Annotated in this window: 17 protein-coding genes; 9 read left to right on the top strand and 8 right to left on the bottom strand. The window is 67.9% G+C overall.

Annotation, left to right across the window (positions count from 1 at the left end):
• Position 1: 1 nt before the first annotated feature.
• Together C3B61_RS12855 and C3B61_RS12850 are read right to left on the bottom strand one after the other, a co-directional pair.
• Positions 2 to 664 (bottom strand): alpha/beta hydrolase family protein, encoded by a 663-nt coding sequence (locus C3B61_RS12855; protein ID WP_103461055.1) that lies wholly within the window; start codon positions 662 to 664, stop codon positions 2 to 4.
• A gap of 7 nt (positions 665 to 671) precedes the next feature.
• Entirely contained in the window at positions 672 to 1,622 is a 951-nt protein-coding gene (locus tag C3B61_RS12850; protein ID WP_103461054.1) for an NAD(P)-dependent alcohol dehydrogenase, read from the bottom strand.
• Between the two features lie 98 nt (positions 1,623 to 1,720).
• Here C3B61_RS12850 and C3B61_RS12845 point away from each other — a divergent pair, with 98 nt between their 5' ends.
• Together C3B61_RS12845 and C3B61_RS12840 are read left to right on the top strand one after the other, a co-directional pair.
• The gene (locus tag C3B61_RS12845; RefSeq protein ID WP_103461053.1) at positions 1,721 to 2,326 is read left to right on the top strand and encodes a DnaJ family domain-containing protein; all 606 of its coding nucleotides are present in this window, start codon (positions 1,721 to 1,723) and stop codon (positions 2,324 to 2,326) included.
• Between the two features lie 157 nt (positions 2,327 to 2,483).
• Positions 2,484 to 3,185 carry a DNA alkylation repair protein gene (locus tag C3B61_RS12840; protein WP_103461052.1) on the top strand — a complete coding sequence of 234 codons (702 nt, stop codon included), beginning with the start codon at positions 2,484 to 2,486 and terminating at the stop codon, positions 3,183 to 3,185.
• Positions 3,186 to 3,222: 37 nt separating this feature from the next.
• Here C3B61_RS12840 and C3B61_RS12835 read toward each other — a convergent pair whose 3' ends face one another.
• Positions 3,223 to 4,659, bottom strand: a complete 1,437-nt coding sequence (locus C3B61_RS12835) for an ATP-binding protein (RefSeq protein ID WP_103461146.1) — start codon at positions 4,657 to 4,659, stop codon at positions 3,223 to 3,225.
• 238 nt (positions 4,660 to 4,897) lie between these two features.
• Between C3B61_RS12835 and C3B61_RS12830 the strand changes: the two genes are divergently transcribed.
• The 3 genes from C3B61_RS12830 to C3B61_RS12820 all read left to right on the top strand — a co-directional run bounded on the left by C3B61_RS12830 (position 4,898) and on the right by C3B61_RS12820 (position 7,899).
• Complete coding sequence (locus C3B61_RS12830; protein ID WP_103461051.1) at positions 4,898 to 6,007, top strand: DUF998 domain-containing protein; 1,110 nt, start codon at positions 4,898 to 4,900, stop codon at positions 6,005 to 6,007.
• A gap of 22 nt (positions 6,008 to 6,029) precedes the next feature.
• Positions 6,030 to 6,491, top strand: a complete 462-nt coding sequence (locus C3B61_RS12825; RefSeq protein WP_103461050.1) for a hypothetical protein — start codon at positions 6,030 to 6,032, stop codon at positions 6,489 to 6,491.
• 139 nt (positions 6,492 to 6,630) lie between these two features.
• On the top strand, positions 6,631 to 7,899 hold the full coding sequence (locus C3B61_RS12820; RefSeq protein WP_103461049.1) for an MFS transporter: 1,269 nt from the start codon (positions 6,631 to 6,633) through the stop codon (positions 7,897 to 7,899).
• A 12-nt stretch (positions 7,900 to 7,911) separates the two neighbouring features.
• On the opposite strand, the gene C3B61_RS12815 is transcribed toward C3B61_RS12820, so the two are convergent.
• Complete coding sequence (locus C3B61_RS12815) at positions 7,912 to 8,778, bottom strand: helix-turn-helix transcriptional regulator (RefSeq protein WP_103461048.1); 867 nt, start codon at positions 8,776 to 8,778, stop codon at positions 7,912 to 7,914.
• Between the two features lie 131 nt (positions 8,779 to 8,909).
• On the opposite strand from C3B61_RS12815, the gene C3B61_RS12810 reads away from it, so the two are divergent.
• The 4 genes from C3B61_RS12810 (at position 8,910) to C3B61_RS12795 (ending at position 12,672) form a co-directional block, all read left to right on the top strand.
• A complete protein-coding gene (locus C3B61_RS12810) occupies positions 8,910 to 9,923 on the top strand; it encodes a zinc-dependent alcohol dehydrogenase family protein (protein WP_208858815.1) in 1,014 nt (337 codons plus the stop codon).
• Positions 9,923 to 11,122, top strand: coding sequence for an MFS transporter (locus C3B61_RS12805; protein WP_165787907.1), 1,200 nt, complete (start codon positions 9,923 to 9,925; stop codon positions 11,120 to 11,122). The genes C3B61_RS12810 and C3B61_RS12805 overlap by 1 nt, the downstream gene beginning before the upstream one ends.
• A 68-nt stretch (positions 11,123 to 11,190) precedes the next feature.
• A complete protein-coding gene (locus tag C3B61_RS12800; protein ID WP_088455855.1) occupies positions 11,191 to 11,673 on the top strand; it encodes a heme-degrading domain-containing protein in 483 nt (160 codons plus the stop codon).
• A 57-nt stretch (positions 11,674 to 11,730) separates the two neighbouring features.
• Positions 11,731 to 12,672 carry a pseudouridine synthase gene (locus C3B61_RS12795; protein ID WP_103461047.1) on the top strand — a complete coding sequence of 314 codons (942 nt, stop codon included), beginning with the start codon at positions 11,731 to 11,733 and terminating at the stop codon, positions 12,670 to 12,672.
• 18 nt (positions 12,673 to 12,690) lie between these two features.
• On the opposite strand, the gene C3B61_RS12790 is transcribed toward C3B61_RS12795, so the two are convergent.
• The 4 genes from C3B61_RS12790 to C3B61_RS12775 all read right to left on the bottom strand — a co-directional run bounded on the left by C3B61_RS12790 (position 12,691) and on the right by C3B61_RS12775 (position 18,160).
• Positions 12,691 to 13,194, bottom strand: a complete 504-nt coding sequence (locus C3B61_RS12790; RefSeq protein WP_198415061.1) for a SixA phosphatase family protein — start codon at positions 13,192 to 13,194, stop codon at positions 12,691 to 12,693.
• A gap of 165 nt (positions 13,195 to 13,359) precedes the next feature.
• Positions 13,360 to 15,699 (bottom strand): arylsulfatase, encoded by a 2,340-nt coding sequence (locus C3B61_RS12785; protein WP_103461143.1) that lies wholly within the window; start codon positions 15,697 to 15,699, stop codon positions 13,360 to 13,362.
• 26 nt (positions 15,700 to 15,725) lie between these two features.
• Complete coding sequence (locus tag C3B61_RS12780) at positions 15,726 to 16,196, bottom strand: nuclear transport factor 2 family protein (protein ID WP_103461142.1); 471 nt, start codon at positions 16,194 to 16,196, stop codon at positions 15,726 to 15,728.
• 101 nt (positions 16,197 to 16,297) lie between these two features.
• Complete coding sequence (locus C3B61_RS12775; RefSeq protein ID WP_103461046.1) at positions 16,298 to 18,160, bottom strand: glycoside hydrolase family 15 protein; 1,863 nt, start codon at positions 18,158 to 18,160, stop codon at positions 16,298 to 16,300.
• Positions 18,161 to 18,176: the final 16 nt, after the last annotated feature.

Raw genomic sequence — 18,176 nt, 5'->3', positions numbered from 1 at the left:
CCTAGGCCACGCTGGCGCGCACGAACTCGGCGACCATAGGAGCAAGCCCTGCACCCACATCAACGGCCGGGCGCTTGGATCCCCGAACCTCGAAAGAGTGGTTCGCCGCGTCGATCAACTCGAGTGTCGCCGTGCCGATTCGCCCGACCACCGGGGTGAGTTCGTCCGGGGCGGCGAATGGGTCACGCGTGCCCTGCACGAACAGCATCGGCCGGTCGATCCCGTACAGGTGCTCATCGCGCAGCTTCTCCGGCTTGCCCGGCGGATGCAGCGGGTAGCCGAGAAAGACCAGGCCCGCTGCCGGCATGCCGGCGGCCACCGCCATGGAGGCCATCCGCCCGCCGAAGGACTTACCGGACGCCCAGACGGGCTGACCCGCCGACCGGGCAGCCGCAGCGTCCATCGCCGCCCGCCAGGCGGCGATCGCCCGGGGCGCCCGGTCGGGGAGCCGGCGGCCGGCCTCCCGGTACGGGAAATTGAACCGCAGGGTCGCCAACCCGGCGGCGTTCAGCGCCTCGCTGAACCCGACGAGGAACGGATGGTCGAAGCTGGACCCCGCTCCCGGTGCCACCACAAGCGTGGCGAACGCGTCCGCCGGTCGGGCGAAGGCGGCCGACACCGTCCCGTCCTCCACCTCGATGCGCATATTCTCCGTCGACTGCATTCGTCCCCTAGCCCGTGACGACGATCTTGCCGAGAGCACGTCCCTCGCCGAGGTAGGCGAGCGCCCGCGCCGCCTCGTCGAGCGGATAGGTGCGGTCGATGTTGATGCTCAGCTCGCCGGCGACGCACCGCTCGGCGACGGGCGTGAAGTAGGCCGGGCCCTCCCTGGCGATGAGTAGTCCCAGACGGCGCCCGGTGACCAGGCCGAGCGCCGCGCCGACGGTCACGACCCGCAGCACGCTGCGCACGGTGCCGCCGACGCAGAGGTAACGACCGCCGCGGGCCAATGCCCGCTGGTAGGCGAACACCGACCGGTGCGCCACGAGGTCGAGGATCAGGTCGAACGGTTCCAGTCGGGTGAAGTCCGAGGTGGTGTAATCGACGACCTCGTCGGCGCCGAGCCCGCGCATGAAGTCGAGCTTTCGCGCGTTGTCGACGCCGGTCACGTGCGCTCCGGAGTGTTTGGCCAGCTGAATCGCGAACGACCCCGACCCGCCGCCCGCCCCGTTGATCAGTACGCGCTGCCCGCGGCGAACACGGGCGGTTCCCTGCAGCGCGATCGCTCCGGCCTGGGGCAGGGTCGACGCCTCGGCGAAGGTCAACTCCGCAGGTTTGTGGGCGAGGGCCGCGACCGGCGCCACAGCGAACTCGGCGAAACCGCCCAACAGACCCATGTTGTCGCCGTACACGTCATCATTCACGCGGAACCGGGTCACGCCGGAGCCGACCGCGGCGACCCGACCGGCGATGTCGGAGCCCAACACCCGGCGCCTGGGGGCGCGCAACCCGCCGATCCGGGCGTACCCCGGGGATCCGGTCAGGCCCTCCCAGTCGGACAGATTGAGGGACGTCGCGGCGACCTCGATGAGCACCTGGTTCGGGCCCGGCGAGGGCTTCGGGATCTCGTCGACCCTCAGCACGTCGGGCTGCCCGTACCGGTCGTAGACAACGGCCTTCACAGGGGTCCGCCTTCGAGCGCGCGGCGCGGGTGTCGGAACATGCCGGTCAGTGTACGCGGAGCGGCCCGTCAGCGTGTGGGTGAACCTAGGCTGGTGGCATGACTGGTCCACGCGAACCCAGCGATACGCCGCTCAATGTGGCGCGGTACAAGATCAACCGCGAGATTCCTGCATCCGAGCGACCCGAGGTCGCCGAGCCGGACACCAACGAGGCCGGCCAGGCCATGATGGATGCCCGCGCCCAGTACGTGGAGATCGCGATCCAGCAGGCGATGCGTCGCGGCGACTTCGACAACCTGCCCGGCACGGGCAAGCCGATCCCGGGGCTCACCGCCCCGTACGACCCGGACTGGTGGATCCGCCAGAAGATCGAGCGTGAGCAGATCACCGGACTGGGCCCGGCTGCCCTCACCCTGCGCTCCGAAGACGCCGGACTCGACGCCCGCATCGACGCCGTGGTCGCCGAGCGAGCGGTGCGGGAGATCCTCGACGACTTCAACCGTCGCGTGATCGACGCCCGCCGGCAGCTGCGCGGCGGCCCGCCCGTCGTCACGGCGCTTCGCGAGGTCGATGCGGAGGTTGCCCGCTGGCAGGAACGCCGCACCGCCGCACGCATCGACCGGGACGCGGCGCGGGAACGCCAGGAGGCGGCGCTGGCCGCAATGACCTGGCGGGAACGCCGCCGGGCCAAACGCGAGCGTTGAGGCCGGCCGACGTCTGCCCGCTGGCCGACGCCACGGAACAACACAGCAGACCGCCCCACACACACACACTGGGCTGCCGAACGCGACACACAGGGCCGGGTCTGTCAATAGGCACCGCGACCCTCCAATCTGCCGAGACCGGTGGCATCCTGACTGCATGACGGATGAGACCACCGCTGCCCACTTTCAGAAGAGCCTGGTGGCCCTGGCCACCCCGGAGCAGCGGCAGAAGTACACCCGGTACTTCCCGGGCGACGACTCGTTCATCGGCGTGCGGATGGGCGACGTGTTCGCCCTGGCCGGCCGGGCGCTCGCCATGCCGGTGCCGGACATCGAGACGCTGCTGGAGAGCCCGACCCACGAGGTGCGGGTCGGCGCGTGCTCGATTATGGGCAAGGCGGCGACGAACCGTAAGACCGGCGGCGAACGGCGTGAGGAGCTCTACGAGCTGTACCTGCGCCGCCACGACAGGATCGACACCTGGGATCTTGTGGACCTGGTCGCGTATCAGGTGGTCGGCGGCTGGCTCGTCGACAAGCCACGTGAGCCGCTCTACTCCCTCGCGGCGTCGTCGTTCTGGCCGGAGCGCCGCACCGCCATGGTCGCGACAGCCGCATTCCTGCGCCGGGGCGACATCACCGACACCCTGCAGCTGGCGCGGATGCTCAGCAGCGACGGGAACGACTACGTGCAGAAGGCCACCGGCTGGATGCTGCGCTACCTCGGCGACGTCGACCGGGACGCGCTCCTCGGTTTCCTCGACGAAAACGCGGCCGGCCTGCCGAGGTTGACCCTGCGCGCCGCCACCGAGAAGCTCGACAAGCCGGTGCGAGCCGGCTATCTGGCCCGCAAACTGTGAGAAGAGCCCCAGAGTTTTCGGTTTTTCGGGGCTTTCCTCACAGTTCGCGGGCTTGGCGCAGGGGCACGGCCACGTCGGCGCCTCCCTCCCGGGTGAGACGCGGTCCCATGGTGACCATGGTGGGAGCGGGCACAAAACCGCCGGCGAAGAGGGCCTCGCCCTGTCGGAACCGTGACGCCCGGGCGAGCATGGCCGGCGGCACGAAACCGAAGATGGTGGCGAGCTCGTCGAGGTCCACCGGAGACGTCATCTTCATCAGCGCCAAGTTGTCGCACTGCGAGATGATGCTGGGGTGCACCCGAGACGGTCGCTGGGTCGACAGCAGCAGCCAAAGGCCGAATTTGCGTCCTTCCGCCGCGATCTGCACGATTCTCTCCCGCACCGCCACGTGTAACGGGCTGGTCTGGTCGGGCGAGCAGAAGTTGTGCGCCTCGTCGATCACGATCAGGAGCGGACGGCGTTGCTCCCGTTTGTCCCACAGGTCGTCGAGCACCGCCAACGCCACCACCAGCGACTCCTCCGGGTAGGCGAATCCGCCGAGGTCGAGCACTGTGGCGTCGGGGCGGGTCTCCAGGATGTCGGTCACGGCAGCCAGGCCCTGCGCCCAGATGCTCCAGTCGGTCACCCGGAGATTCTCGGTGCGTGCCGCCAGTTCGCGCGCAGCCGGGGTGCCCCGGTCCAGCAGGCCGGGGACGACCCTCGTCGGCTCGATCAGACCCACGGTGTCCTCGATGTGCATCAGCTCGTTGTGTTCGGCACGATCATCGAGCGGGTCGAGCCGAAAGACGGCTGCCTTCGCCCGCAACGACAGGTCCAGGAACCGCACCCGGAGAGCATCGGGAGACGCAGCCGATGGGCGCAGCACCCGGATGTCCCGCTCGGCCAACGCCCGTTGCGCATCCGTCGTTTCACCCGCCGGATGGGCCTGCCGGATGTGCACGAAGTCCGCGTTCGGATCGAAGATCACCATGGGCAGGGCCGTGTGGATCAGTAGCTGTTCCAGCACCACGCCCAGGGCGTAGGTCTTGCCCGATCCGCTCTGCCCACACCAGAAGGTGTGCCGGTTGAAGCGTTGGGCAAGGAGCCGGGCCGGGATGTGCTGGGAGGCCAGGAAGGAGCCGATGGGCAAAGACGCCGTGGCATCCCCGTAGAGCAGTTCGGTCGTGCGGGCATCCGCCGGTCGGAGCGTGGCCGATCCGAACGCGACGGAGCGCCGGACATCGAGGTGGCGGCCATCTCCATTGAGCAGACCCAGGATGCGACCGGAGCCGTGCGGGGCCCCGCCGATCGTGACGGTGACCTCCTCAACCTGGCCCAGCTGGTCCGTCTCCTCCTCGCCCTCATCCGTGGACCGGAGGATCACCAAACCGCCCGGCTCGAATCGGGAGCCGGTGGCGCCGACGAACTGGAAATGCCGGCCGTCGATCGACACCGCGGCGGCCTTCTCGAGTGTTGCGCTCTCAACTTCACTCATCGTGTGGCCCTTCATCGGGGTTTCCGGCCGGTGAATGTCCCGGCGTTCAGCGGCAGCGTAGTGCCGTTTTGGATCTGTGGGAGATCGCCGGTGCATCGTCCTGGCGATTGTCGATGGAACAACCGGTGCGCTGGCCAGGGTTCGGCCCTGCGGACGTTTCGGGATCGGTGCAGACGAGATATTGTCGCTGCCACCGCCTCGACCACCGGTCCGGTGACGCAGCGACAGGAGGTCTTGGATGAGCCGGCCCGCACCCATCAGTTGGTTACTGCGGCACCCGGTCGCCAACGCCCAGTCGCGGGAATCGGCCGCGCTCCTGGTGGGCGCGGCCGTCTTCCTGGTCGGCGCGCTGGCGTCGGCAATCACCTTTTGGGGTCACGACGTGCCTATCGCGGGTCCCGGCTCTGTCGGGCAGTTCGTCGCTTTGGCGAGCGCGGCGGCGGCGGTGGTGATCTTCGTCACCACGCGTGCCGTGATGCACGCCAGTCGGGCGGCAGGCACCCTGCTGGACCCCGGGCCACCCGGCCACGGCGGGCAGCTCCGGTGGTACGACATCGGTGCGATTGCGCTGGCGCACGGAGTGATCTCGCTGTTGGCGTGGCTCGCGGTTGCGGGCCTGCTGAGCCGCAGCTTCATCGGTGCCGTCGTCTTCCCCACCTCCGCGACACTGCTGGCCGCGGTCGCCATCGCAGTCACGGCCTACAGTGTTTTCCTCTCCGCCGTTGGCTTGACCCCGATTCTGATGTCGGTGATCCTCGCCGTGTTCGTGGTGGTGGGCACTTTCGCGAGCATGTTGAGCGCCAGCGACCCATTGTGGTGGCAGGAGAATCTCAGCACCCTCGGCATTTCCGACGACATCTCGGCGCTGGCCTTCAACCTCACGGTCCTGATCGCGGGGATCATCGTCACCACCCTGGCTCATTACGCGACCGCGGCCATCCCGGCTGCCACGCCAGAAGAAGTGCGAGGACGCGCGCTCGTGCGGGGGGCGCTGGTTCTCATCGGCGTGCTTTTGGCCGGCGTGGGAATCTTCCCGCTCGATCAAAACATGGCAGCGCACAATGTGTCCGCGACCGGAATGATCGTGGTTTTCATCACTGTCGTCGTCCGCCTCCGATCGTGGATCCCCGCCATGTCAAGAGTGTTCCTTCTCCTCGGGTATCTCTACGTGGGAGTTCTTGTCGTGCTGGCCGTGTGGTTCCTGACCGGGTATTACACGCTCACCGCCGTCGAACTGGTGGCATTCGTGATGATCTTCAGCTGGCTGATCGTGTTCCTTCGTCAAACTGGAGCGATGCTGCTGGCCGAGAACGGAAATCGAGGCGATAGTGCACTCCTCCACGACTAACCGGCGGTTTCCGGGCGGCTTCGTGACCGAGGCTTCGGTCTATGGAACCATCCTGGTCAGCGGCATGATCGTGGTCGCCGGCGGCTATGGGGCAACCTCCTGGCAGACCTTTCTAGGCGTGATCGGCACGGTTTTCGTGTTCTGGGCCGCGCACGTGTACGCCGGTGCGGTGGTCGAATACGGCCTGAACCAGGCCCAGGATTCGACGATGGCGACCGCCGTGCGCCTCTCGCTGCGGCACTCGCTGGGCTTCCTCACGTCCGCGATCCCACCGTCCATCGTGCTGTTGCTCGGCGCGTTGCGGGCTGTGCCCGACGACGTTGCGGTGTGGGCCGCCCTGTGGCTCGGCGTAGTCATCCTCGGAGCCATCGGCTACAGCGCGTTCGCATTTCGAGGAAGCCCGTGGGTGATTCGCATCCTGGGCTGTCTGGGGACTTCGACGCTGGGCATCGCCATGATCCTGCTGAAGGTGCTCGTGCACTAGCGATACGGGCAACCAGCACGTGAGGCCCGTCGACCGAGTGTCTGCCGGCTCGGTCGATGGGTCCCGACCTAGCCATCCGCACCAGTCGGGTCGATGATTGCTTCGTGACGGAACGCTATGCGCCGATCGGACCCTGGTCGTGAACCCGGCGTCTGCGCGCGTCCAGCGCATCTACCTGATCCTGCTGCTCGGCAACACCCTCGCGGCCTCGTTCATCTGGGGCATCAACACGCTGTTCCTGCTCGACGCCGGGCTGAGTAACTTCGAGGCGTTCGCTGCGAACGCGTTCTTCACAGCCGGCATGGTGATTTTTGAGATCCCGACCGGCGTGGTCGCCGACACCGTGGGACGCAAAGCCTCCTACCTGCTGGGCACCATCACCCTGTCGGTCACCACCGCGCTGTACTGGATGCTCTGGGTCTGGCAGTCGCCGTTCGTCTGGTGGGCCATCGTGTCGGTGCTGCTCGGCCTCGGCTTCACCTTCTTCTCCGGTGCGGTGGAAGCCTGGCTGGTCGACGCGCTCACGTCGACCGGGTACACCGGCAGCCTGGAGGCGGTATTCGGTCGCGGGCTCGTGGTGACCGGTATCGCGATGTTCACCGGCTCGGTGCTCGGCGGAGTGATCGCCCAGGCCACCAACCTCGGTGTGCCGTTCCTCGTGCGCGCCGGGGTGCTCGTGATTATGTTCATCTACGCGTTCATCGTGATGAGAGACCTCGGCTTCACCCCGGACCGCTCGCGGGGCCCGCTGAAGGCGACCCGGCTGGTGCTCACGGAGTCGGTCGAGCACGGGCTGAAACGGCGGTCGGTGCGCTACATGATCCTCTCCGCCCCGTTCGCCTCCGGCGTCGGCTTCTACGCCTTCTACGCGCTGCAGCCCTACCTGCTCGAGCTGTACGGCGACCCGTCGGCGTACTCCATCGCGGGCCTGGCCGCCGCGATCCTCTCGCTGGCACAGGTAGCCGGCGGCGTGCTCGCTCCCCGGATCCGCACCCTCTTCGCCAAACGCACCAGCACCGTGATCGCGGCGTCCCTGCTCAGCGTGGTCTCACTCGTGGTGCTCGGCCTGAACAGCCTGTTCTGGCTGGCGGTGGTGTTCCTGATGGTCTGGGGGTTCGTGTTCGCGGTCGCCGAACCGGTGCGGCAGGCCTACCTCAACGACATGATCCCGTCGAAGCAGCGCGCCACCGTGCTCTCGTTTGACTCTCTGTTCGGCAGCCTCGGCGGCGTGTTCATCCAGCCGGCGCTGGGCCGCTCCGCCGACCTCTGGGGTTACGGCGCTTCCCTGATGATCGGCGGCCTGGTGGAACTCATCGGTGTTCCGATCATGCTCGCCAGCCGGCGCCAGAACGATCCCGCCGACACCAGAACGGTGCAAACGGATGCCCCGGCGCCCGAGGCGCCGTGACCCCGAGCCTGGTCAATCGGCGGCGACGCTGGTGGCCGCCCAACTGGCCAGCAGGCGCAGGCGCTCGGCGCTGGACGAGCCGGGCTCGGCGGTGTAGATCATCAGCACCGAGCCGGGATCGGCGGTGATGGCGAGTTCCTCATAGGCCAGGGTGAGCTCGCCGACCACCGGGTGGTTGAACCGCTTCGTGCCGGCACCGTGCGTGCGCACGTCGTGGGCGCCCCAGAGCGTGCGGAACGTGTCGCTCTTGGTGGAAAGCTCGCCGACGAGGTCCTGCAACCCCTTGTCGTTCGGGTCCCGGCCGGCCTCCGCGCGCATGATCGACACGCACATCTCCGCGAACACCTGCCAGTCCGGGTAGAAATCGCGCGAGGCGGGGTCGAGGAACTGGAACCGGGCCAGGTTGGGGGTGCGCCCGGCGTCGCCGATGACGGGGGAGTAGAAGGCCCGGCCCAGGTCGTTGGTCGCCAGGAGGTCCTGATGCTGGTCGCGCACAAACGCGATGCCTTCGGTAATCGTGCCGAGCGCCCATTGCAGGCTCGGTCGACTCACCGGGTTCCGCGTCGCGCGCCGGCGGATGCGTCCGGACAGTGGGATGCCGTCGGCGGCCCGCGCGAGATTGAACAGGTGGCTGCGTTCGGTGTCATCGAGCTGCAGCGCCCGGGCGATGGCGTCGAGCACCGACGAGGACGCTCCCGCGATCGCACCGCGTTCGAGCTTGGCGTAGTACTCCACGCTGACGCCGGCCAGGGTGGCAACCTCGGTGCGACGCAGCCCGGACACCCGCCGATTGGTGCCGGCGGGCAGGCAGGCCAGTTCGGGGGTGATCTTCGCGCGCCGCGACATGAGGAATTCGCGCACCTCGGCTTGATTGTCCATAGCCACGACAGTACGTCCCCCTGACGCGGCGTGGGGTGCTCTGCTGGTACACCCCTGCGCAGGGACTCCCGCCCACAGACCGTCGACGGTTCACTTGAGGACGTACCAACAGCGACCAAAGGAGCATCCACATGCGTGGAGTCATCATGTACGCGCCCGGCGACGTCCGGGTCGAAGACCGCCAGGACCCGACCATTCTTGAACCGACCGATGCGATCATCCGTCTCACGGCCACCTGCATCTGCGGGTCGGACCTGTGGCCGTACCGGGGTGTCGAGCCCGTCGACCACACCGCGATGGGCCACGAGTACGTCGGCATCGTCGAAGAGATCGGTGACGCCGTGCAGACCGTCAAGGTGGGTGACTTCGTCGTTGGATCCTTCGTGCTCTCCGACAACACCTGCGAGATCTGCCGGGCCGGCTTCCAGTCGCGGTGCGAGCACGCCGAATTCGCCTCCGGAATGCAGGCCGAGAAGGCGCGGATCCCGCTCGCGGACGGCACCCTCGTCGCGACCCCCGGCCAGCCCGACGCCGACCTGATCCCGTCGCTGCTGGCCGCCTCCGATGTGCTCGGCACCGGCTGGTTCGCCGCCGTGGCCGCCGAGACCGGGCCGGGCAAGACCGTCGCCGTCGTCGGAGACGGCGCCGTGGGCCTGATGGCGATCCTCGCCGCCAAACAGCTCGGCGCCGAACGCATCATCGCCATGTCGCGCCACCCCGAACGGCAGAAGCTCGCCAGGTTCTACGGGGCGACCGACATCGTCGAGGAACGCGGCGACGAAGGTGTGGCCAGGATCAAGGAACTCACCGGTGGGCTCGGTGCGCACTCCGTGGTCGAAGCCGTCGGCACGCAGGAATCGTTCATGCAGGCCGTCGGCGCGACCCGCGGCGGCGGACACCTGGGCTACGTCGGGGTCAACTACGACGTGCAGATCCCCGGCATCCAGCTGTTCTTCGCCGGCATCCACACCCTCGGCGGACCTGCCCCGGTGCGCCGGTTCCTGCCCAACCTGATCCAGTTGATCTGGGACCGCGCCATCGACCCGGGCAAGGTTTTCGACCTCACCCTCCCCATCGAGGAAGCCGCCGAAGGCTACCGGGCCATGGACGAGCGCCGCGCCACCAAGGTCCTGCTCACCTTCTGATGGAGAGCGTGACAACAGTGCCGGCCCCGGCGGCTGCCGAGAAAACGCAGCGCCTGCCGATCTTCACCCTGCTGATGCTGGCCGCCATCGGCTTCGTCCTCGTGGCGATGGAGACCATGCCGGCCGGCCTGTTGCCGGTGATCGCCGGCGGACTGGGCACCAGTGAGGGCACTGTCGGCCTGTTCGTCAGCGCGTACGCGCTCGGCACGGTCGTTGTGACGATTCCCGCGATCACGCTGACCAGGGGGATGCGCCGGAAGCCGCTGCTGCTCGGTGCCATCCTCGGGCTCATCGTGGCCAACACCGTGACGGCGGTCTCCAGCGACGTCACCCTGTCGCTCGGGTCACGATTTGTCGCCGGGGCGTTCTCGGGGATCGTCTGGGGGATGCTCGCCGCCTACGGGCGGAAGATCAGCCCGCCCCGGCAGGCAGGTCTGTCCTTGGCGATAGTGTCCGCCGGGGCGCCCGTCGGGTTCGCGCTCGGCACCCCGCTGGGATCGTGGCTGGGGTCCGCGTTCGACTGGCGCTGGGCCTTCGTCGGTCTGAGCGTGGTGGCGGTCATCGCCGGCCTCCTGATCGCGCTGTGCGCCCCGGATGCCGACGGCCAGCCGGGAACCGCCAGACTGCCCCTGGTGCGGGTGCTCCGGATCCCCGGCATCACCGTGATCCTGGCGGTGATCTTCACCTGGATGATCGCCCACAACACCATCTACACCTACATCGCCCCCTACCTGCGGGCCACTGGCAGCGACCTCGCGGTGGACGTGCAGCTGTTCCTCTTCGGTGTCGCCTCGATCGTCGGCATCGTTCTCACCGGCGCGCTCCTCGACCGGCATCCGCGCCCGCTGCTCCACGGCAGCGTCCTGCTGTTCATCGTGGCCGCCGTGATCCTCTGGGCCGGCCACGCGTCGGCGCCCGCGATCATCGCCGCCACCGTGCTCTGGGGGCTCTCCTTCGGCGGAGCATCCGCTCAGCTCCAGGCCGCTTTGACCAGCACGGGCGGAGCCGACTCGGATGTCGCGAACGCGTTCCTGCCCGTGGCGTTCAACCTCGCGATTTTCGCCGCCGGGATCCTCGGTGCCGCGCTGCTGACCCCGTTCGACGGCCTCGCGCTGCCCGTCGTCATGGTCGTCTTCGGCCTGGCCGCACTGCTGCTGACGGTGTACGGGCGCCGGTCCGCGTTTCCCGCGCGTCTGTGATCGCTAACCGGTATCGTGCTCGGTAGTGCGGCGCCGCTGTCGACACCCCAACGAAACCGGACTCTGCCATGTCGCTCACTCCTGATCCCGCCGCCCAGGGTCTCCTGCCCCTGCTGGAGGCACAGAACTCCAGCATCGGGTTCACCTCCTTCGATCATGACGATGCCTTCAGGCTCGGCAGCGCGATCATGGCCCGGGCGGTCGCCGATGACCTGAGTATCACGGTGGCGATGTCCTTCGGCCAGCAGCGCGTCTTCCACGCGGCACGGCCGGGCACGACAGCAGACAACGACTACTGGCTCGACAGGAAGTTCCGCGTGGTGGCCCTGTATAACGCGCCGTCCTTCCTGATCAGCACCAAATACCGCGCCAGGGGCCAGGACTTCAACGAGGTCACCGGTCTGCCCGTTGCCGAGTACGTGGCCGCCGGAGGTGCCTTCCCGCTGCGGGTGAACGGTTCCCTCATCGGCGCCGTCGGGGTGTCCGGCCTGGCCGAAAACCTCGACCACGACCTGGTCGTCTGGGCGCTCGAGGCCGCCAGGGCGCTCTGACGGGCGCCATCCGCCATCCGCCCGGCGGCGGCGGCGGTCAGCACGTACGATCGGGGGATGCCCCCGCGCTCGCCCCTTCCCGAACGACACGGGCTCGCTGCGGCGTGGCTGTGCACCCCGGAGCGCGACCGGCCCGGTTTTCCGAAGCCGACCTGGCCGAACATGAGCGCCTGGCTCGAGGACCGGCTGGCCGAGTCCGTGAACGTGGCCGAGTTCCTCGCCGACGGCCGGTTCGTCTATGGAGACGGCGCGCCGGTTGCCGGCGCGGACCGTTACCGGCCCACCACCTTCGTCTGGTTTCACCGCGATCTGGCCGACGAACCGGTGGTCCCGGGCCCTCTGCACCTGGTCTATCGGGATGAGCGGATCGTGGTGATCGACAAGCCGCCCTTCCTTTCCAGCATCCCGCGGGGACGGCACGTGGTTCAGAGCGTCGTGGTTCGCCTGCGTGCCCAACTGGAGTTGCCCGAACTCTCCCCGTTGCACCGCTTGGACCGGGTGACCAGCGGCCTGCTGGTCCTGGCCACCGAACGCCGCTGGCGAGGGGCCTACCAGACTCTCTTTCAGCGCGGCGAGGTGAAGAAGGTGTACCGGGCGTTGGCACCGATACGGCCGGACCTCGAGCTACCTGTCATCGTGCGGAACCACCTCCGTACCCGGCCGGGCCACTGGCAGGGCGAAGTGGTGCCCGGCGCCCCGGTCAACGCCGAGTCACTGATCGAACTGGAGGACGCCCACGGGCCTGCGGGACGGTACCGGCTGACACCCCGCACCGGGCGCACCCACCAGCTGCGTCTGCACATGCTGGGCCTGGGCATCCCGATCATCGACGACCCGCTCTACCCCGTTGTGCAGGGTGTCGAGGTGTTCGATTTCAGGCGGCCGCTCCAGCTCCTGGCCAGCGAGCTGGCGTTCACCGATCCGATCGACGGCGGGGCGCATCGGTTCGAGAGTGTGCGCCGTCTCCCGCTGACGGCGGAGGATGCCGGAACGGACTGACTCTGGTTGGGCGTGTGCCTAGGCCAGTCCCGCCCGGCTGGCACGGCCGCTGGTCACGAGAACGGCCGTCGAGGCAACAAGATCCGACCAGGGACCCGGCACACCCAGCACGGCCAAGGCCGACGTCGACAGCGTGACGCTCTCGCCGGTGAGTACGTAGACGAGGTCTTCGAGTCCGGGATTGTGAGCCACCAGAATCACGTTCTGAAGCTCGTCGGGCAGTTCCCGCACAATCTGAAGCAGATCGTTGACGGATGCGGCATACGCACGGTCATCGATGCGCGCCTCGGGGCTGTCGTTGAGTTCTGCCGAGGCCAGCGCCCAGGTGGCGCGAGCCCGGGTCGCGGGGGAGACGATGGCCAGGTCGATGGCTGGAACATTCTCGGCCAGCCAGCTGCCGGCATCCGGCGCCTGGCTCTGCCCGCGGGGGTTGAGGGTGCGGTCGATGTCGGCCTCGCCGCCCGACCAGTCGGACTTGGCGTGCCGGAGCACGATGAGGGTTCGCTCACTGCGTGGGGTCATTCCCATAGTCTGCACCGCAGAGGTCAGATCAGTGAGCTCCCGGATGGCGCTCGCTGCACCCCTCACGGCGCGCCGCGCCCGCTATAGCGGGCGCGGTAGACCACAGCAGGTGCGGTGACGACCTGCTGGAAGGTCGAGGCGGCGTTCCCCGCCGCGGCGGCCCGTTCACTGCCGGGCCATGATGATGCGGAACCGCTCCTCCGGGTCGATGAAGTGGTCGTTGTTGTCGTCGCCCAGGTCGATCTGCACCCAGTTGATCCGACCGCTGAACCGGCTGCTCGCTGTGGTGTAGTCGGCCGTGACGGGGGTGCCGGATTCGTAGCCCACATCGGTGGTCTCGTCGGCGGAGAAGATCATCGCCTGGGTGGCGCCCACCCGGCCGGTGCCCACGGGCTTGCCGTCGTAGTAGAGCGTCACGTCGCCGCCCTTGCCGAGCCCACCGCCGTCGTAGGCGAACTCCATCCGCACCTGGCACTGTCCCGCGGGGATCGGCAGCTCGGCCTCGGTCTTGAACTCCTGGATGCCGAGGACGTTGTACACGAACGTGGCCCGGCCGGCCTGGGCGTAGAGGCTCCAACCCCCGAACCGGCCGCCCTGGGCGATGATCACGCCATCCGCCCCGCCCTCGGCTATGACCAGTTCGGCCGTCACCGAGAACGACTTGTTCTTGATGCTGACCACGCTGTTCTCCGACAACCGGCCCATGCCGGCGAACAGGAGTTGGCTGTTCCCCCTGATCAGGGTCGGCCGGCCGGCCACCTCCGGGGTGGCCCGTTCAACGCCGCGGTCGTCGATCGGCAGCACGTTGTACTTGGTGGCCTCGATCAGCCAGAGCCTCTGCAGTTTGGCGAGTAGCTCCGGATTCTCGGCGGCCAGGTTCCGGGCCTGGCTGTAATCGGTGTGGCCGTCGTAGAGCTCCCAGACATCGTCGTCGAAGGCGGGAATCTCGCCGCCGATCATGATCCAGGGGGTGCGGTGCTTGGTGACCGCGCTCCAGCCCTTGTAGTACAGGCCACGGTTGCCGAACATCTCGAAGTACTGCAGGTCGTGACGTTCCGCGGCGGCCGGCTCGTCGAAGGTGTACAGCATGCTGACACCTTCCATGGGTGACTGCTGCACGCCGTTGACCATCGTCGGCTCGGGCAGGCCGGCGGCCTCGAGAATTGTCGGGGCGATGTCGATGCAGTGGGTGAACTGCTCGCGCAGCCCGCCCTTCTCGGCGATCCCGGTGGGCCAGTGCACGATCGTGCCGTTGCGGGTGCCGCCCCAGTGCGAGGCAACCTGCTTGGTCCACTGGAAGGGGGTGTCCATCGCCCACGCCCATCCCACCGCATAGTGGTTGTAGGAGCTTGGGCTGCCGAACTCGTCGATTTTGGCGGCCATGAATTCCGGCGTCTCGAGCGCCGCCATCCCGTTGAAGTTCGCCATCTCGTTGAAGGCCCCGTTGACCGTGCCCTCCGCGGATGCTCCGTTGTCACCGATGATGTAGTAGATGATGGTGTCGTCGAGGATGCCGAGCTCGGCGACGGTATCGATCACCCGGCCGACGTGGTGATCGGTGTGTTCCATGAACCCGGCGTAGACCTCCATTTCCCGCTCAAGCGCGGGCTTGAGCTCGGCGGGCATGTCGTCCCAGGCGGGAATCTCGGCGTGCCGTGGGGTGAGGAGCGCGTCGGCGGGGATCACTCCGAGTTCCTTCTGCTTGGCGAAGGTGCGTTCGCGCTGCACATCCCAGCCGTCGGCGAATCTCCCGGCGTACTTGTCCGCCCATTCCTTGGGCACGTGGTGGGGCGCGTGGGTGGCGCCGGGCGCGAAGTACACGAAGAACGGTTTGTCGGGCATCAGGGCCTTCTGCGAACGGATCCAGTTGCTGGCGTGATCGGCCAGGTCTTCGGTGAGGTGGTAACCCTCCTCAGGGGTCGCCGGAGGTTCCACCGGGGTCGTGCCGTTGTAGAGCGCGGGATCCCACTGATTGTTCTCACCGCCGATGAAGCCGTAGAAGGTCTCGAATCCGCCACCGGCCGACGGCCAGGCATCGAACGGGCCCATCGGTGAGGACTGCCACACGGGCACCTCGTGGCACTTGCCGAACTGGGCGGTGGAGTAACCGTTCAATTTGAGGGTCATCGCCAGCGGCGCCTTGGTGTTCGGCCGCAACGAGCTGTTGCCCGGCGCCGAGGTGGCCGTCTCGGTGATGCTGCCCATCCCCACCGAGTGGTGGTTGCGTCCGGTCAGCAGCGCCTGCCGGGTGGGTGCGCACAGTGCCGTGGTGTGGAATCGGTTGTAGATGAGCCCGTTCGCGGCGAGTTTCTCGGCGTTGGGTGTGGCGCAGGGGCCGCCGAAGACGCTCGACGCGCCATAACCGGCATCGTCGATCAGGATGACGAGCACGTTCGGTGCGCCCGCCGGTGGCCGCAAGGGCTCGATCGGCGGGTATTGCGTGTCAGGGTCCTTCGCGTCGTAGGTGGTGAGTCCGGGTGCAGGGCGGTCGGGAATTGGCAACATCGAGCGGGCATGGCGGTCGGGATTCGTCACGGGGGCCTCCTGGGTCTCTCGGGTGAAAGTAGCCCGGCGGAGGTGGCGGCGACATCACCCCTTAGTGATGAGGTCGGGCCGAGCGCCCGGTCATCCGCGCGGCTGTAGTGGCTGACCGCGCATCGCCAGCGGCCGTCCCGGCGAACGAACACATCGGTGGTCCACTCGTCGGCGTCGAACCGGCGGCCCCGGTAGTGCGCGGTATTGGTGATGCGGGCCGTGAGCACGGCGGTGTCGCCCCAGACCCGGACCCGGGTTTCACCGACGGCCGTCATGGCCGAATGGGTCAGCTCCGCGGACCCGACCATGGCGAGGAACTCGTGCCCGGGGGAGACACCGGACTCCGAGACCAGCACCCAATCCTCCGTCACGAAGGCGGCGATGCGGGCGGCGTCGTTGGCCACTATGGCCTCCGCCCACGCTGCGGCGAGAGCGATCAGCTCAGCCTCGGTCCCGTCATCGGCCATGACCGAAGCGTAGGTCGGCTTCGCCGAATCGGACAGGCCCTGGTGCACCCTTTGCCCGGGGTGATCGACGAGGTACGCCGAGCCCTCACGCTGAATCGCTCCTAGCCGAGGCCGTTCGTCGCCTCGTCCGTCCGCCGCTCGGCCTTGATCAGCCGGGTGGCGGCATCGATCAGGGACAGGTGGGTGAAGGCCTGCGGGAAGTTGCCCAGGTGTTGCCCGGTGGTGGCGTCGATTTCTTCGGCGTAGAGCAGCATCGGTCCGGCAAAGGAGAGCAGCTTCTCGAACAACGCTTCCGCGGCGTCGTGCTCGCCGATCATCACCAGCGCCGACACCAGCCAGAACGAGCAGATGCTGAAGGTGCCCTCATCACCGCTGAGACCGTCGTCGGTGCTGGCGACCCTGTAGCGCAGCACCAGCCCGTTCTCGGTGAGTTCGTCGGCGATCGCGAGCACTGTCGCGCGCACGCGTTCATCGTCGGGTGGCAGGAACCCCATGATCGGCAGCAACAGCAGCGACGCATCCAGATCGGTGCTGTCGTAGTGCTGCGTGAACACCCCGCGTTCGCTCACCCCGCGTTCGCAGATCTCGGCCTTCAGCCGTTTGGCGGCGAGGCGCCATTTCTCGACGCGACCGGCATCCCCGCGGCTCTCGGCGATGCGCGCCCCACGGTCGGCGGCGACCCAGCACATCACCTTCGACGCCACGAAGTGCTGCGGTGCGCAGCGCATCTCCCAGATGCCCTGGTCGGGTTCGGCGCTTCGCCTGATGGCGGTGTCGACCAGGTCGGCCAACCGCTCCCAGACCACGGGTGCGATCTGGCCGCCGCCGCGCAGATGTTCCTCGACCGAGTCGAGCAGCATGCCCCAGACGTCGTGCTGGTGCTGGTTGAAGGCACCGTTGCCGATGCGCACGGGCCGGGATCCGCGGTACCCGGACAGGTGATCGAGGGTCTGCTCGGAGAGGTCCAGTTCGCCGCCGATGCCGTACATGATCTGCAGGTCCCACGGCCCCTTCGGTTTGCCGGCCACGACGGCATCCATGATGAACGCGAAGTAGTCATAGGCCTCTCCGTTGAAGCCGAGGCCGTGCAGCGCGCGCAGCATGAAAGCGGTGTCCCGGATCCAGCTGTACCGGCAGTCCCAGTTGCGTTCACCGCCCGGCGTCTCGGGCAGCGACGTGGTGGCGGCGGCCATGATCGCCCCGGTCGGCGCGTAGCTGAGGCCTTTGAGGGCCAGGGCGCTGCGCTCGATGTAGGGGCGGAACCGGTGATCGGGGAAGGTGGCCATGCTCATCCAGTTGCGCCAATACTTCTCGGTCTGCTCAAGCTGGCGGTTAGCCTCGGCGAGGTCGTGCGGAACCGTGTCGTCCCAGCTCAGGGCCACGAACGCGGATTCACCCGTCTCCAGGGTGGTGCGTCCGGTGCACCGTCCGCCGACCACCCCGAGGGGCACACTGCCGCTGAGGACGAGCGAGATGTCCCCGTTGACGACCTTCGCCCTGGTGTAGCCAGGACCGTCGATATTCCAGACGCCCTGCTGCCTGGCGTAGTCGAACAGGGGGAAACAGTTCACCTGGAGTTCTACACGGCCGTCGAAACAGGTGGCGATGCGCAAGAGGGTGCGCTGGGCAATGGAGTCTCCGGGGGAGCGACGGAAGCCCTCGCGGCGGTGCTCGGCCAGCGGACCCATCACCAACACGTCCTTGACCGTCATCCAGCCGGTGGGTGTGTGCCAGGTGGTCTCCAGCACCGTCGTGCCGGGAAGATAGCGTCTTTGTTCGGGCACCGCGGTGTTGGTGGGAGAGAAGTTGAACAGGCCGGCGGTGCGGTCGAGCAGCGCGCCGAAGACGCTCGGGCTGTCCGGCCGGGGCAGGCACAACCACTCCACGGCACCGTTCGGGGCGATCAGGGTGCTTACTTCGCAGTCGGAGAGGAACGCGTATTCGGCGATCGGTGGGAATCTCATGAGCGGGTGACCTCCG

The organism is Cryobacterium zongtaii (assembly GCF_002909375.1).
Classification (GTDB): Bacteria; Actinomycetota; Actinomycetes; order Actinomycetales; family Microbacteriaceae; genus Cryobacterium; species Cryobacterium zongtaii.
The sequence above is the reverse complement of the archived record's forward strand: the minus strand, read 5'-3'. Positions and strand labels throughout refer to the sequence as shown.